The sequence below is a fragment of the Liquorilactobacillus mali genome, from assembly GCF_001437155.1.
Classification (GTDB): Bacteria; Bacillota; Bacilli; order Lactobacillales; family Lactobacillaceae; genus Liquorilactobacillus; species Liquorilactobacillus mali_A.
Genome location: NZ_JQAR01000018.1, coordinates 4,803 through 21,162 on the forward strand (window position 1 = coordinate 4,803; position 16,360 = coordinate 21,162).

Here is a 16,360-nt window from a genome sequence, read left to right on the forward strand (position 1 = left end):
CCCCTTTCATATTTCTGCCAAATGATTTAAAAATCAATGATAAACCAACACTCACCAAGCAAGCGACTAAAAAGATTGTCCACGTACCTAATCTTTCAATACCCAACTCCTTAGCATAAAGTATCACTAAAAAGGCTACCGCAAAAACACTTTGTGAAATTCTCCTGTATATAATTCCTTGAACCAATAAAAATATAAACAAGACTGTAAGTGCGATTGTCCAGAACTTAAAATGGAAGCTAATAATATCTAATTTTGTCGAGACAAGTAATGTTGCAAGTATCAGAATTATAATTCCTAAAAAAAAACGTTTTGCTCTCATATCTTATTTTTCCCTGCTTTCTAATCTCTTTTTTACATCTTTGAAATATCTCCGCGAAACGTACACCTGTTTATACGACTCATGAAAAGCAATCAGATTACCGGTTAAACTACGCGTTAACGTATATACCTCATCCAGATTAATAATTGCTGATTTCGAAATCCTCATGAAGTTTTGCGGTAATAACTTCTCAAGCTCATATAATCTTAAATGTGTTTCAAATAAGTCATTTCTTGTATGTGCATTAACAATTCTTTCATCAGTTTCAAAAAAAAGTATATTAGAACTATTTATGTAAAATTCTGTCGTTCCTTGAAATAATTTAATTCTTTTGTTGATAATTTTTCTTGAAATTTCTTCATACAATTTTTTAACATCAGTGGTTTGTTCAGATGCTCGTATAACCACCTCAGTTTCTTTGACCTCTTTATCAATTTCTACTCTAATCTTCATAAGATCTTTCCCTTCCAATTAAGTACACCATATGTTTTTAAAAAGGTAAACTGATTTTACACAAGTGGTCGTTTTTTTTGTTTAAAGTGATTAACTTTTTACACCACCAATTTATTTTTCTCTATTCGTAAGAACTCCATTGAAATTATTGTGATTAAATTAACTTTAAAAAAGTAAGAAATAACGAATTAATTCAGTAAATACATATTATATAGAATACTGATTTAACAGTATATAAAAGAGCTTGTAATTATTATCACATAAAGGTACAATATATTTTGTGTCTTATTTTGATATTTTTTTCACAATTAGGAGGTTTTTAAATGAGTTCCTCACTTACAATTTCTTGGTGGGCAGCATTAATTGGCTTAGCCATTGCTATTATTTTAATTCTAAAAAAGGTTAATCCTGTCTATTCGTTGATTTTAGGTGCTATAGTTGGTGCTTTACTTGGTGGAGCAAACTTAGTCCAAACAATTAATATTTTAATACAAGGTTCACAAAGTGTTATGGGGACGGTTTTACGCGTCCTCGCAGCAGGAATGTTAGCTGGCGTTATGATGGAATCAGGTGCAGCCGATACAATCGCCCGTGCAATCGTCACTAAACTGGGTGATCATTTTGCACTCTTTGCATTATCTTTAGCCACAATGGTCATCACAGCCGTTGGTGTTTTCATTCCTGTCGCTGTTCTAATAGTTGCTCCAATTGCTCTGGAAGTCGGACAACGCATGCATATTTCAAAGTTATCCTTGTTAGTCGCACTTTCTGGTGGTGGAAAAGCTGGTAATATCATTTCACCTAATCCCAATACAATTGCCGCCGCAAAGGGGTTTAACCTACAATTAAGCCAAGTTATGATTGCCGATTTAATTCCCGCACTTTTGGCTCTTGCAATGACCATTTTCTTAGCAAACTTGCTTAAAAGAAATGGTTCTATGATAACAGAACGTGATTTTGAATTACCTAGTAGTTCAAAATCTCCCAAACAATTACCGACTTTAAAGACTGCACTAGTAACACCTTTAGTAGCAGTTGTCTTGCTTTTATTGAATCCAATCGGCTCACTTCTTCACATTACTTTTTTGACCAATTTGAACTTGGATGCACTTTATATTCTGCCCTTTGCTGCCGTTGTTGGTACAATTGCTATGAAACAAGGTCACAAAATTCGTGAATATGCTGCCTCTGGTATAAATCGCATGACAGATGTTGTTCTAATTTTAATCGGCGCTGGTACTATTGGAGCAACCATTACCTCTTCAAACTTACCGGAACAAATTATTAATTTGATTAAAATCAGTCATATTTCAGGTGTTTTACTGGCACCATTGTCTGGTATCTTGATGGCAGCAGCTTCTGCCTCAACCTCAACTGGTGTTATCCTAGCAACTGGGTCATTTTCAAAAGCAATCCTAGGATTTGGAGTTACTCCACTTGCTGCAGCTGCTATGGTCCATACAGGAGCAATTGTAATTGACCAATTGCCACACGGAAACTATTTTCATGTCACTGCAAATGCAATGCACATGGACATCAAAGAACGTTCACGCTGTATACTTTATGAATCCATCATAGGTATTACAGCTATGGTAACTGCAACAATTATTTTTGGTTTTCTAAAATTTTAAGTGAGGTCTTTTATCATGAAATTTGTCATTGCTCCAGATTCATTCAAAGGAAGTCTAACGGCCAAAGAAGTCGCTTTGGCCATAAAAAAAGGAATTTCAAAAATTTTTCCCACAGCAATTTTCGAACTTGTTCCAATGGCTGACGGTGGTGAAGGAACTGTTCAGTCACTCGTTGATGCCACAGATGGTACCATAATTTCAAGGGAAGTGACTGGTCCTCTCGGAAACAAGGTAACCGCAAAATATGGTCTTCTTGGAAATTCCAAAACTGCTGTAATCGAGATGGCGGAAGCAAGTGGAATTGGCTATATTGATAAGGCCACTGCAAATCCTCTGATTACAACTACTTTTGGAACAGGACAGCTAATCATCGATGCACTTGATCACAATGTCGAAGAAATTATTCTTGGCATCGGCGGCAGTGCCACAAATGATGGGGGTGCTGGAATGGCTCAGGCAATCGGAGTACATTTGCTGGATGCAAAAGGAAAAGATTTACCGTTTGGTGGTGCAGCCTTATCGCATCTTGCTAAAATTGATATTTCGAACCTTGATGATCGCCTAACCAAAGTCAAGATAGTAATTGCATCAGATGTTACTAACCCATTGACAGGAAAAAATGGAGCATCGGCTGTTTTCGGTCCACAAAAAGGCGCGACTCCTGAAATGATCCAACAACTAGATAAAAGCTTGATTCATTACTCGGAAATATTGCAAAAATATCTGAATAAAGATGTGGCAACATTACCTGGTGCTGGTGCAGCAGGTGGCTTGGGTGCTGGACTGCTAGCCTTCACTACAGCACAAATGAAACATGGAATCGACATTGTAGTGAATTATTCGAACTTAAAAAATAAAGTACGTGATGCAGATTTCGTCATTACAGGTGAGGGTGGAATTGACTTCCAGACCCAGTATGGAAAAACACCATTTGGAGTTGCACAAGCTTCTAAAAGCATTTCTCCTAATACTCCAGTTATTGTCCTTGCTGGATACGTAGGTAAAGACGTTGATGTCTTGTACCAAGATAACGTAATAGATGCAATCTTCTCTACTGTTTCTGGTGCTAAAAGTCTAGAACGCGCTTTTAAAGATAGTCAAGATGACATCGCTCAAACTTCTGAAAATATTGCACGTCTAATTAACGCCCTAAGATCTTAGTGGCTTTGATACTGACTTTTTGTGCAAGAATTCTCGCGTCACTACTGGATTTTTGGTAAAATATTACTAATAAGTGATATGAAAGGAGCCATCCATGCCAAAAAATCTCAGAAAAAAACCAATAATTAATTTTTTGATACTCATCGTAGCACTTGAAATAATAGTTATTTCCATTAATTTTTTCTACTCACCAATTGAGGTCGCTGCTGGTGGATCAACTGGTATCGCAATTTTGTTAAACGCTGCTTTTGGTATTAATACAGCAACTTCAGTACTAGTAATAAATGTCATTATGATTATTTTGGCTTTTTTCTTTTTGGAAAGAAAAGTCGTTCAAAAAATTACATTAGGTAGTTTCCTGTTACCTCTTTTCATGTATCTAACACCTAGTTTTAAGCTTGTCGATGATTCCTTTCTTGCTGTTACTATTGGCGGAATAATTTTTGCATTTGGTATCGCTATGCTTTATCGAATTGATGCTTCTAGCGGTGGAACGACCGTCCCCCCACTAATCATACGCAAATATTTTCACATTAACACTGCGATCTCACTTCTGGTCATTGATTTTATCGTAACTTTCTTTAATATTTTTACAATGGGCTTGAATGCCTTCTTTTTAGCCGTTTTCTCGTTAATTATTACTTCTGTCGTTATGCGCTATATTGAAACAGGGCTAGATCATAAATTTCAAATTCAGGTCATGAGTCTCCATAAGACAAAGGAAATTCAAGAAATGGCACTTAACGTTGATCATAGCTTGACCGTGTACGACGTCCGTGGTGGCTACAGTGACAATCAAAAAGAAATCCTGATGCTTGTTGTTGATAATCAAAGTTATGGCCCTTTGCTTCGTGCAATTCATGCTATTGATCCAGAGGCATTTATTATCACTTCTAATGTTGTTAAAGTCCATGGTGGCCGCTTAGGACTTTAACATATCCATTTTCAGCAAAAGAGGGAGTGTCCGTGACATAAGTTGGTAAAATTGATTATTAACACAAAATCACAAAAAAGAGCCATTTACCATGGCTTTTCAAAGTTAGACTGAAAATTTTAACTTATGAAACACGTTTATTCCGGAATAAATAGAGGAGGCTTGGTCAAAATATAACTTTTGGCCAAGCCCCTTTTTAATTTCAAATAACTTCATCTAACTTACTGAGTAAGAAATCATTTTCTTCTTTCTTTCCTACAGTTATTCTCACATACTCAGGATAACCCCAAGCATCACATTCACGAATGATGACTCCTTTTGCCATAAGCTGTTCACATATTTCTGCAGAATAAAAGCCATCAGGCAGTTTTGCAAAAATGAAATTTGAACTAGACGGTATAACTGTAAATCCTCGTTTGTTTAAGGCGATACTCATTCGCTCACGTTCATTCGAAATAAACTCTTTTACCTTGTAAGCTTGTTTCTGATCCTCTAACAAAGCAGCCTTTGCAGCAAAAAGCCCAGTCCGATTTACACAAAATGGCTCGGTAATTGTATCAAAGGCACTAATTACAGGAGCTTGAGCCATAATATAACCAACTCGTGCCCCAGCCATACCATAGAACTTAGAGAAAGTTCTAATAACAATTAGTTTCTTATTCTTCAGGAGCTCGACTATTTCAGGGCGTTGACCCTCATTAATAAAGTCGGCATACGCTTCATCCAAGACAATCCATACATCTTCACCGACACTTTCAATGAATCTTTCAATCTCTCTTCTATCGTTGATTACCCCAGTTGGATTATTAGGATTACACAGCCAAATCAACTTCGTCTTATCTGAAATACTTTCTTTCATTGCCTCAAAGTCATAGGTAAAATCTGATTTCACTGGAACATTCTTGATAACCGCCCCCATTAGAATCGAAACTTCGCGATATAAACGATATGTAGGCTTGGCAACTAGGACCTCATCACCTTCGTCTATTAACAGTCTAGCTACTGTCTCAATTACATTACCTGCCCCACTCCCTAATGCAACATTTGTGACGTCTAAGTTATTAACTTTGGCAAGTACCTCAGTCAGTTCTACATAATCATCTTCAGGATAACGATTAATTACTTTTAAACTTTCTTTCATAGCTCTTTTGGCATTTTCATAAGGTCCAAATGGATTTTCATTTGAGCCTAACTTAACAACCTTATCTAACCCATATCTTTTTAACACCGAAGCCTCTGTTTCACCAGCTATATACGGCCTACAATCATCAACTTGCTTTCTTAAGTTCAGACTCATTGTACTTTCTTTCATGACTACCTCCAAACCTTTTTTGAAAAACTACAAACTTAAAACTTAACTCACAACATTTTTCTTCTACAAGTACAGCAGCCTACTAGAGATTAGATTTTCAATTAAAAGGGGCTGTACCAAAGTAATAATTGGCACCTCCCCGTTGCTGCATCTAATTCAAATTAATGAAATAAATCAGTTAAACACGATTATCTTTTCATTAGCAAATTCGTAGAGACCTAGGTCACTCATTTCCCGACCATATCCTGAATGTTTTACTCCACCAAATGGCAGCTCTGGATGCGCACCAGAAGGTCGATTAATGAAGACTTGCCCTGTTTCAATCTCAGATGCAACAGTATGTGCTCTTTCTACATTCTGCGAATATACAGCTCCAGCTAATCCAAAGAAAGAATCATTGGCCAGTTCAATTACAGCTTCATCGTCTGGGACAACATGAACTTGTGCCACTGGTCCAAAGAATTCTTGGTAATAAGCAGGATTCTTCGGTTTTATATTAGTCAAAACAACTGGTCTGAAGAAGTAGCCATTCCCCTCGACAGGTCCACCTTGGACTAGAACATCTGCTCCATTTGCAACAGCCTCTTCAACTTGTTTTTGAAGTCCTTCAACGGCCTGTTTTGAAGATAACGGGGCTAATTCAGTATTCTCATCAAGAGGATCACCTAATTTAATATCTGTAAATTTCTGTTTTATACCTGAAATAAATTTTTCAGCAACACTTTCTTCTACAATATATCTTTTGGCCGAAGTACATACCTGGCCTGCATTTCGCAGACGCGCACCAATCGCGTCATTTATTGCCAATTCAAGATCAGCATCATCAAGTACTACAAACACATCGCTACCGCCAAGTTCCATCGTTGACTTAATTAAACTCTTTCCGGCTTGTCCAGCAATTATACGACCAGCATCTTCAGATCCTGTTAAGGCAACGCCTTGAACTCTTTCATCTGCAATAACCTCGGCAATTTGTTCATGTGACACAAAGAGATTTGCAAACGCACCATCATCCAAGCCGGCCTCTATCGCCAACTCTTCAAGCAATTTTGCACACCCCGCAACAATTCCTGCATGCTTAAGTACAACCGGGTTTCCTAACAAGTAGTTAGGTGCCAAAACTCTAATAACCTGTGAATATGGGAAATTCCAAGGTTCAATGCTTGCAACAATCCCAATTGAGTGATGTTCCAAAAGTGCTTTTTTGCCATTCGCATATTCATAAGGTTTGGGTTCGAGCAAGCTTGGTCCCTTTTCGGCATAATAACGAACCAGGTTCGCACATAGTAAAACTTCGCCTCTGCCCTCGGCAATTTTCTTTCCCATATTAATTGCAGCCTCATTTGCCAATTTATCTTGATTTTTTTCAAGTATCTCAGCAAAATTTAACAATTTATTTGCTCTCTGTGAAACTGGAACTTTTTTTTGAGTTTTATAAAACTGCTCAGCCTGGTTAAGCTTTTCTGCGATTTCATCGTCAGACATCAATTCATATTCTTTAACTAATTTTCCAGAATATGGATTAATAACCTTATATGCCATATTACGACCCCTTCCGTTATTCAACGATACTTCTTGCGATACTTCGATCAATGATCGCTAATGCTTCATCAATAATATCAGATGAAACTACCAATGGTGGAATAAAACGAATTACATTATGAAAGACACCACAATTTAACAAAATTAAATGTTCTTTCAGGGCTTCTTCCCTAATCTTCGCAACTAGTTCCGTATCGGGTTTATTAGTCTGAGGATCTCTAAATTCCATGCCAATCATTAACCCTAATCCGCGTACACTGCTAATCACATCATATTTATCTGCCAATAATTCTAGTTTTTCTTTGAAATATGCACCTTTCTTACGTACATTTCCTAGGAAATTATCATCCATAATATCTAAAACGGCATTTCCCGCAGCACAAGCAAGTGGATTTCCACCAAATGTACCGCCATGTGCTCCAGGTTCCCATTGATCCATATATTCTGCTTTTCCAATTACTGCACTTAAAGGAATCCCATTTGCGATCCCCTTTGCAGAAGTCAAGACATCAGGTTGAACCCCATAGTAATCTTTTGCAAACAAGTGGCCAGTTCGTCCATAGCCGCTCTGAATTTCATCAAAAATCAACAGTATTCCATGTTCATCACAAATTGCGCGCAGTTTTTCCAAGAAGATCTTTGGGGCGGGAAGATACCCTCCTTCACCTTGTACAGGTTCAACAACGATACATGCAACTTGAGATGGTGCCAAAACACTATGGAAGAGACTCTCTAGCTGAGCAATACATCTTTCAACTTCAGCATCAACGCTCAGCTTAGAATTGTAAACATCTGGAAAATCAACATGATAAACAGGTGGTAATACACCCTCATAGTTTTTACGATATTGTGCATTCGAAGCTGTCATAGCAGCTGTTAGAAGTGTCCGTCCATGGAAAGAACTTGTAAAAGCAATGATTCCATTTCTCTTTGTAACACTCAGTGCGAGTTTTACAGCCCCTTCATTAGCTTCAGCACCACTGTTAGAAAAATAAACTTTATAATCTTTTCCAACTCTCTTTACTAGTTTTTCAGCCAGTTCAATGTATGACGGGTAATAAACAACATTGTGTCCACCATGCACAAGTTCATGTAATTGTTTTTCAACTGCTGCAACAACTTTAGGATTATTGTGCCCACAATTAACAACACCAACACCAGCCGCAAAGTCGAGATACTGTTCGCCATCTTCAGAAGTAAGATAGACTCCTTCACCTTTTGTTACACCAAGTTTGGTTGCTCTTTTCGCAACAGGAGGCAGTACTTCTAACGAACGCTCATATAAAGACTTAACCACATTATCCACTCCATTCACAGACTACATCACTTTAGATAAAAATGATTGCGTCCGCGTATTTTTAGTTTCTTCAAAAATGTACTTTGGATTGCCACTATCAGCAATTCTTCCTTTATCCATAAATAAGACCTTATCTGCAACATTTTGAGCAAAAGACATCTCATGTGTAACAATAATCATTGTCATTCCATCAGCTGCCAACTTTTCCATTACACCTAGCACCTCTCCAACCACTTCTGGATCAAGCGCTGAAGTTGGTTCATCAAACAGCATGACTTCAGGATTCATAGCAAGTGCACGTGCAATCGCCACACGTTGCTGTTGTCCTCCAGATAATGATTGCGGATAAGCATCTGCTTTCTCCGACAAACCGACTTGCTCCAGTAATGAATGCGCATGCTCAATTGCTTTTTGGGGAGTATCCACTTTTAACTTAACGGGCGCAAATGTAATATTTTCAAGCACCGTCTTATTTGGAAAAAGATTAAACTGCTGAAATACCATTCCCATTCTCTGTCTAAGGATCCGTAATTTATCCTTACTAGCGCTATTTAACTCCTCACCTTCAAAAACAACTTTGCCTGAATAATCACCTTCAAGTCTATTTAAGCATCTTAGCAATGTACTTTTGCCGCCACCAGATGGTCCTATCAGAACAACCTTCTCTGATTTTTTTACTGTAAACGAAATATCTTCAAGAACAACATTATCCGCGTAAGCTTTTTTCAAGTTCTTTACTTCAATAATATTTTCTTCTGTCATCGGTTGTCCTCCCTAATTACTCTGTGCATATTTGCGTCCCATTTTTTTCTCCATCAGCTGCATCAACTGTGAAAGAACAAATGTGAGTACGAAATAAATAGCTGCCGCAACAATCAATGGAGGAACAAAATTATACAAGGTTCCACCAACTCCAAGAGCCTGTGCTGTAACCTCTTGAACACCGATGTAAAATAACACCGAAGACTCTTTAACCAATGAGATAAATTCATTACCTAATGCAGGTAAAATATTTCTAACTGCTTGTGGCAATATAATTGAAAACATTGTCGTTTTTTCACTTAGCCCCAATGATATTCCAGCCTCGGTTTGACCTTTGGGGATTGAAATGATACCTGAACGGAAAATTTCAGCGGTATACGCACCAGAATTTATTCCAAGCGCAATTGAACCAGGGATAACCCTATCCAACCCAGAACCTAAAAACTGAATTTGTGGAACAGCTAATATATTTGAAAGTGTGTAATAAATCAGCATAACTTGAATCATTGCAGGAGTTCCACGAACAATCGCAATATAAACGCGTGCGATGTAAGAAAGAGCTTTGTGCTTTGATAGTCGGAACATTACAAAAACCAGACCCAAAAGGATGCCGATAAATATACCGATTATTGAGATTAAAATTGTTTGTGCAGTTCCTTCAAGAAACACCGGATAGTACTGCTTTAAAAAATCGAACATTGTCTTCACCCTTTATTATTGTTTATCTATTTACCATACTTTGACTGCAATTCTTGTGCTTGTTTAAACATCTTTGTCATTTCGCCACTCTTTTGTAACTTTGTAATTACCTTGTTGACACGTTTAACGAGTGCTTTGTCACCCTTTCTTGCTGCAACGTTAACTGATCTTTGTTCCTTTGGAGTATTTAACTTAACCTTTGCAATTGCATACTTGCCAGGGAACTGTTTCAAATAATTATCAGCAATTTCATTTTCAACAACAACACCATCTAATTTTCCTTGTAAGAGTTCAGTTGTTAGGCTCGTCAAAACACCTTCTGTAACAACATTACTACCCTTTAATTGATTTTTTGCGATTGTTTCTTGAGTCGTCGTCTGCTGTGCCCCTATTTGCTTTCCTTTAACCGAGGCTACTGTATTAAAACTATCTGCATCTTTCTTTTGTACCAATAGAACATTTTTGACCGTGTAGTACGATTTAGAAAATGCAACAACTTTCCTTCGTTCGTTTGTTGAAACCATTCCTGCAAGAACTAAATCTATCTTATTACCCTTCAATTCAGAAATAAGAGATGGGAATTCTGTATTTTCGATCTTCAGTTTTACTCCCAAATTATCTGCAATTTTTTGTGCAATCATCATATCGTACCCAACAATTTGCTTTTTACCATTCTTGACTATAGGAAATTCAAATGGTGCATAATCAGCAGATGTTCCGACAACCAGAGTTCCTTTATCTTGAATCTTCTTAACACTATTATCAGAACTTGAACTACTGCTGCAGCCAGCTAATACCAATCCAAGAGCAATCGTTGCTCCAATAACTCCCAATCCCTTTTTGAGTACTTTTTTCATAAAAACCCCTCCAATTTTTATACACGATGTAGTGGAAATGTCATACAATGCGGTCCGCCACCTGCTTTTAAAGTTTCAGTTATATCTAATTCAATTACCTCCATTCCATGTTCACGCAAAGCATTGTTCACATCTTTGTTTTGTTTCAACGACAAAACTCGATGTTGACCTAGGCTTTCCAAGTTGCACCCATGCTGAAATATTGCTTCTTCAGGAACCTTAATGATCTCAATTTCCAGTTTATTCAACAGTTCCTTGAATTCGGTTGGCAGCCCCTCTTCGTAAGCTACTGCTAAATTATCATCAACTAGATTGAAACACATATCCAAATGTAAGTATCGCGAATCCGCAGGTACAGGATATACTTGATATCCTAGAGGTTCTAACCCAGCTTTCAATTCATTGAAGCCTTCCATATTGGTCCTCTCTATTATTCCGACTGCAATTATGTTTTCTCTTAAAAAGGCAAAATCCCCACCTTCAAAAAGTCCCTTTTTAACTTCTAAAATCTTAGGAATTCCTAGCTCAGCCATTTTTTCTTCATACGCTGCGTGCTCCGCATAACGTAACGGTTCCTTAAAACTGCCAAGTATATATCCTTCTTTTACACATCCGCCAAAATCTCTGGCAAAAACTGAATTAGTCATGCTCTCTTGTGGTGTCAATTGTTCAACTTGGACACCTGCTTCAGCATAAGCATCCAATAACTGCTGATACTCATCCAATAGTTTTGCTTTATCTAAAGGCTGATCTTGATACTTCTTTGAAATTTCATTAATTGGTGCCGCTTCATCCAGAAAAGTAGGAGGACAGGTCAAAACCTTTTTTAGTGTTGATGTTCCATTTCTTACAAACATATCTTTTATCTCCTTAATCTTCCCAAATTTTTTGGGTGTAATTTCTGATTAACTTGGGTAATACCCCAAATGAATAAGGTTTGTAAACTCTCTCCTTCCAAGTATGTGCGCCTTTACCGTAAACTCCGATATCGACTGCTGGAATATTTAATTCCCGCATTTTATCATAAGGTAGAGGATACAGCTGTTCTACAAGTGGAAAATTACTCTTCATTTTTTCTATTTCTTGTTGAGTTTCATCAATCATTAGATAACTGCTATCAGACAAATAAGGGAAAAATTGTTTCATTGTAAAATTAATTTTTTCATCGCTTTCCCTTAATACACCACTTAAGTCCTGATACACTTTGGAATCTTGTGAAATACTATTATGCGGACAAAATGGCGGTGCTAAGAATAGAACAACTTTGGCTTCGTTATCGTTAACTTGCTGATCAAGAAAGTCTATCAGCTTAAATCCAGCAGAACGCTTATCTAATTCAGAATTATTATTAATGAAGCTTTCAATAAGTGACTGGTAATCTATTCCCAAATCACCCAAGTGATCAAGATATTCTTCGAAGCTGTATACATTAAGCTTACGTTCATTATCAACTTTCGGAAAATTCAACTTACTAAGAAATTCATTTTCCCGTCGCTCTGCTTCTTCCACTAACTTCTTACAATCAGCCTTAACGGCAGTCTTTAACTGCTCAATTATTTCAAAAACAGGTTTCTTATAAGTGAAGGTATTGAAATACATCTCAGTTACTTTTGCAGTTTGAACATTATAAAAATCCTTTTGATCACGTAGCATCAGACATGAAGATGGCAAGATTTCTTCACCTGGAATGTCTTCAACAAAGTCAGGATTGTTGTTAATCAATAAATTAATGCGACTAGCAATTAATGTTGAATCTATCCCAGCATAGGTATTACCCACATGGGTCTCGATTCCCTTAATATAAAAACAGGTCAATGTTTTACCAGCCGCTCCATAATAAATATATTTCTGTGTGTCACCAGCGTACTTAGGACTAATAAAATCAGTATTTATAGCCACACTATATTGTAATTTCCATTCCTCTTGTAATCTCTTCAATTCATCCAGAGCAGCAATTACTCCGCTATGATCATTTTCTTCAACACAGTTGCCCATAAACAACAAATTACCCGTTTGAAGTTCCGGATGTTCACTGAAATATAATAAGTTGGAAATGTTGACGGCGTCTCCGCTCTTCATATCTAATGCACCTCTACCGAAAAGCCAGTCTCCCGTATTTGCATCATTTTGAATTTCACGGTCGCTATCATAACTCGAAAAATATTGTTCAAGATAATCGGGATCCAATGCCTTCCCCTTGATTGATCCAAAATCTTCCAAACCAACAGTATCAAAGTGAGAATGATATAAGACTGTTTTCTGTGTGCCCTCTTTACCCAAAAAAGCAAAGATATTTTTTCTTCCTAGTGCATCACCCTCTATCTTCTGTGTCCAAACCCACTCAGGATGCTTTTTAAAAACTGTAAAAGTTCTCAAAATCCTTTCAAGTTTTTCTACTAAGTCAACTTCGCCATTCGTGCCATTAACACTTTTTGTGGCTACCAGTTCCCTTGTAAGCAACTCTATTCTTTGTTTCTCATCTGTAACTGTCTCCAAATCAAATGCTGAATCCATCTTATCACTTCATTCTCTTAATTTAATCGAATTATAATTTATATATTTCTTTACGTCAATAAACATCACATCAGATTTATTAATACTTTTCATTCCAAAAAAGTACTTTTTTATGCGTTTTCGTTCTTTACATCCACCATAAAATGCCTTTAAATGGGGATCGTTAAAAATGGGATCGCTTACTTATTGATTTATAATAAAAAGTATTATTGACTATTTATTTTCTTTCAAAATAAATTTTCATTATATACTTATCTTTATCAACCACTTTTTTCTATTATTCATTAGAAAATGAATAGAAAAAATGACACCTGGTGTTCCTCCTGCTTCTAACATCTTCATCTCTTAAAATTATTTTTTAACTAATCTCCAGCCAATTATCATTGCTGTTCTTGAATTATTGAGCCATCATATATCCAAAAATTTCTTAATTCATTTTCTTATATCATTCCCTGCAAAAAAAAGGCCATGACATAAATCCGTCATGGCCTTTTAGACATTCTTAAGCTATTCACATGCATTCAAACTGCAAAAGAATCATAATATGGAAAAAAATTAATGAATTGTTTTTTTAAAAATATACCACTTGCTAAAGAAATAATTAGCAACGACAACAATAATATTATCAATTATCTTGACCAAAAGTGAATTCCATCCTAATAATGAAATCCCCACCCAAGTAATCACAATATCCATTAATAATGTTATTGATCTATAGAAAAAAAACGAACTTGATTCACGTGATACGTCCTTAAAGCTTCCAAATGGTGTTTTAAATACCCATAATTTATTGGAAATATATGCAACAAGAACTGAGACAAACCATGCGATCACATTTCCAATTTGATAATTTAAACCTTGTAAGTGCCAGAGCTCAAATATTCCAATATTGACTACAGTCGTTGTTCCGCCCCAAAAAAGATAAGCAATAACTTGTTTATATTTTTCAAAAAGTTCAATTAACTTATTCATAATAAACCTCAACTAAAAATTAATTAATAGTACCCGTGTAATTGTACTACAAAAACTGGCACTACCCCAGATTTATTTATAATTTAGAAGGCTCCTCCACCGGATCCTCCGCCAAAGCCACCAGATGAACCTCCACTGAAGCCACCAGAACCGCCGCTAGCAGAGCTATTATAATTTGTAATTGCAGAGCCTACACTTGTTGTTAATGCGTCGTTAAAGTTCCAATTTCCACCAATCAAAAGCGGATAATAAACTCCCATTGTGGAAAGTTCAGCCGCATCAAAATTTATTCTTAGTGCAGCTATTACTTTACTTGCTAATCCTAATGAGACTGCATATGGTAATATTTGTTCCCACAATACCAAATCTCCAACTTTTTTCATATCAAAATTTCCAATATCATCAAGCATTTTTCTAAAGCACATAATTTGGTACTTTAATTCTTTCCCCTTTTCAGAATATAAAGAATGGGAGCGATAATAGTGAATACAGGAAAATAAAAACACAGTATACAGTATCGCCAATAATCCACACATAAGAAAGTTATTTGCAAATAAAAATAATGTGCCAACGCCCACTAACGTTACTGCAATCAACCATGCCAAAGCTTTCTTCCTTAAACTTATATTCTGATTATCCTTATATCCCGTTTTATCAGCGGCTTTTACAATATTTTTCTGCCATAAACAATATGCATCAAAAAGTTGCTTTCCCCCAGTTCCTTTTTTCCCAAACCTCTTTAATTCGGACAACGTGAACTGATTTCCATCTCCCACGTTATTAAACATTTCCCTGAAGATACCGTAGTTATGAATGAGCTTAATATCTCTCAAAATAATATTAAAATCCTTCTTCTTTTCACTTAATTCTTTTACTTCGATTTGATGGCTAGCTGCCCGCTTTAATATAAATGCACTAAAAGCAGCAGTATCCGGTTTCTTATTCCTATATATGACTTGAGTAACTTCAGGTGAAAGTCGTGGAATTTCATACGAATGAACAATTGGGCGCTTCTTTTTACCTTTATTTCCGGGATTCATGTAACTCCACAAAAACCATAAAGCAATCATGATAATCATAAGAACGAACATAATCTTTTTAAAAAATACTTTATTCTGTTCTTCACGTTTTCTTTTTTCATTTGCTTCTAAAGCTAATGCACGTTCTTTTCTTTGAATAGCCTTTAAAGCATTTTGCTCACTAGTATTTTGATTTAATGCAGTCACGCTCACTGGAAAAACAATATGACTCTCGACAAAAGTATTAGCGGGATTCCTTTTCAAGGATATTTCTACAGTTCCTTGTTTCTTGCTTACTGTCGTCTTCCCACTTAAATCACCGTGCGTCCACGCCTGCAGTCTTGTGATATTTTTTTTGGGTAGTTCAATATTGATCTTGACATTATTGAGTGCAACATCCCATTTACTTCCGATTATTTTCCAATTCAGTTCAGCTGTATCCTTATAATTTTTGATTACACCATGTAACAAATAACGATAGACAAAGGTCACTTCCTTGTCCTCGACACTGTGATAAACTTTTAATTTTAATTGGCTGGTCGACTTCGTCTGAGAAAAAGTATTATTGATTTTCTTATCAGATAATGGAATTTTTTCTACATTACCGTCCTCAATTGCTTCAACACTAACATCAGAAACACCGTCAATTCCCTTAATATCCTGATTATAGTAGACACCATGAAAAGAGCCATCAAAATCATACCTTATCTTCTGCGTTAACCAAACGCTGCCATCCTTTTGAACAGCTGCATTCACATCATAGTTTTTAATATCATAACTATCAGCATTGGCATTAATGAACCCCATTATAATTGCTATAGCAAAAGTCAAGACCGATATTAGTACTTTTTCATACATTCTCCCTGTATTTTTTCGCGTATTCAG

General features: G+C 36.4%; 15 protein-coding genes. 3 read left to right on the forward strand and 12 right to left on the reverse strand.

Going from position 1 to position 16,360, the window contains the following annotated elements; translation table 11 throughout:
* Together IV36_RS12210 and IV36_RS08105 are read right to left on the reverse strand one after the other, a co-directional pair.
* A partial coding sequence (locus IV36_RS12210) for a LiaF transmembrane domain-containing protein (RefSeq protein ID WP_420864922.1) occupies window positions 1-322 on the reverse strand: 322 nt, incomplete at its 3' end.
* A 3-nt stretch (window positions 323-325) separates the two neighbouring features.
* Window positions 326-775 (reverse strand): LytTR family DNA-binding domain-containing protein, encoded by a 450-nt coding sequence (locus IV36_RS08105; protein ID WP_056991638.1) that lies wholly within the window; start codon window positions 773-775, stop codon window positions 326-328.
* A gap of 323 nt (window positions 776-1,098) precedes the next feature.
* Here IV36_RS08105 and IV36_RS08110 point away from each other — a divergent pair, with 323 nt between their 5' ends.
* The 3 genes from IV36_RS08110 (at window position 1,099) to IV36_RS08120 (ending at window position 4,501) form a co-directional block, all read left to right on the forward strand.
* Window positions 1,099-2,406, forward strand: a complete 1,308-nt coding sequence (locus IV36_RS08110; RefSeq protein WP_056991639.1) for a GntP family permease — start codon at window positions 1,099-1,101, stop codon at window positions 2,404-2,406.
* A 15-nt stretch (window positions 2,407-2,421) separates the two neighbouring features.
* Entirely contained in the window at window positions 2,422-3,567 is a 1,146-nt protein-coding gene (locus tag IV36_RS08115; protein WP_056991640.1) for a glycerate kinase family protein, read from the forward strand.
* 94 nt (window positions 3,568-3,661) lie between these two features.
* Entirely contained in the window at window positions 3,662-4,501 is an 840-nt protein-coding gene (locus tag IV36_RS08120) for a YitT family protein (protein ID WP_056991641.1), read from the forward strand.
* Between the two features lie 202 nt (window positions 4,502-4,703).
* Here IV36_RS08120 and hisC read toward each other — a convergent pair whose 3' ends face one another.
* From hisC to IV36_RS08170, 10 genes are all read right to left on the reverse strand, one after another.
* Complete coding sequence (hisC, locus tag IV36_RS08125; RefSeq protein ID WP_056991642.1) at window positions 4,704-5,813, reverse strand: histidinol-phosphate transaminase; 1,110 nt, start codon at window positions 5,811-5,813, stop codon at window positions 4,704-4,706.
* A 174-nt stretch (window positions 5,814-5,987) separates the two neighbouring features.
* Window positions 5,988-7,355, reverse strand: a complete 1,368-nt coding sequence (locus IV36_RS08130) for an NAD-dependent succinate-semialdehyde dehydrogenase (RefSeq protein WP_056991643.1) — start codon at window positions 7,353-7,355, stop codon at window positions 5,988-5,990.
* Window positions 7,356-7,371: 16 nt separating this feature from the next.
* A complete protein-coding gene (locus IV36_RS08135) occupies window positions 7,372-8,652 on the reverse strand; it encodes an aspartate aminotransferase family protein (RefSeq protein ID WP_056991644.1) in 1,281 nt (426 codons plus the stop codon).
* A gap of 21 nt (window positions 8,653-8,673) precedes the next feature.
* Window positions 8,674-9,414, reverse strand: a complete 741-nt coding sequence (locus IV36_RS08140) for an amino acid ABC transporter ATP-binding protein (protein ID WP_003691474.1) — start codon at window positions 9,412-9,414, stop codon at window positions 8,674-8,676.
* 12 nt (window positions 9,415-9,426) lie between these two features.
* Window positions 9,427-10,113, reverse strand: a complete 687-nt coding sequence (locus tag IV36_RS08145; protein WP_056991645.1) for an amino acid ABC transporter permease — start codon at window positions 10,111-10,113, stop codon at window positions 9,427-9,429.
* 26 nt (window positions 10,114-10,139) lie between these two features.
* The gene (locus IV36_RS08150) at window positions 10,140-10,970 is read right to left on the reverse strand and encodes a transporter substrate-binding domain-containing protein (RefSeq protein WP_056991646.1); all 831 of its coding nucleotides are present in this window, start codon (window positions 10,968-10,970) and stop codon (window positions 10,140-10,142) included.
* A 17-nt stretch (window positions 10,971-10,987) separates the two neighbouring features.
* Complete coding sequence (locus IV36_RS08155) at window positions 10,988-11,827, reverse strand: dimethylarginine dimethylaminohydrolase family protein (RefSeq protein WP_056991647.1); 840 nt, start codon at window positions 11,825-11,827, stop codon at window positions 10,988-10,990.
* A gap of 13 nt (window positions 11,828-11,840) precedes the next feature.
* Entirely contained in the window at window positions 11,841-13,484 is a 1,644-nt protein-coding gene (locus IV36_RS08160; protein ID WP_056991648.1) for a peptidase M20, read from the reverse strand.
* Window positions 13,485-14,039: 555 nt separating this feature from the next.
* Window positions 14,040-14,456, reverse strand: a complete 417-nt coding sequence (locus IV36_RS08165; protein ID WP_056991649.1) for a GtrA family protein — start codon at window positions 14,454-14,456, stop codon at window positions 14,040-14,042.
* Window positions 14,457-14,539: 83 nt separating this feature from the next.
* Window positions 14,540-16,333 carry a DUF2207 domain-containing protein gene (locus tag IV36_RS08170; RefSeq protein WP_235810283.1) on the reverse strand — a complete coding sequence of 598 codons (1,794 nt, stop codon included), beginning with the start codon at window positions 16,331-16,333 and terminating at the stop codon, window positions 14,540-14,542.
* Window positions 16,334-16,360: the final 27 nt, after the last annotated feature.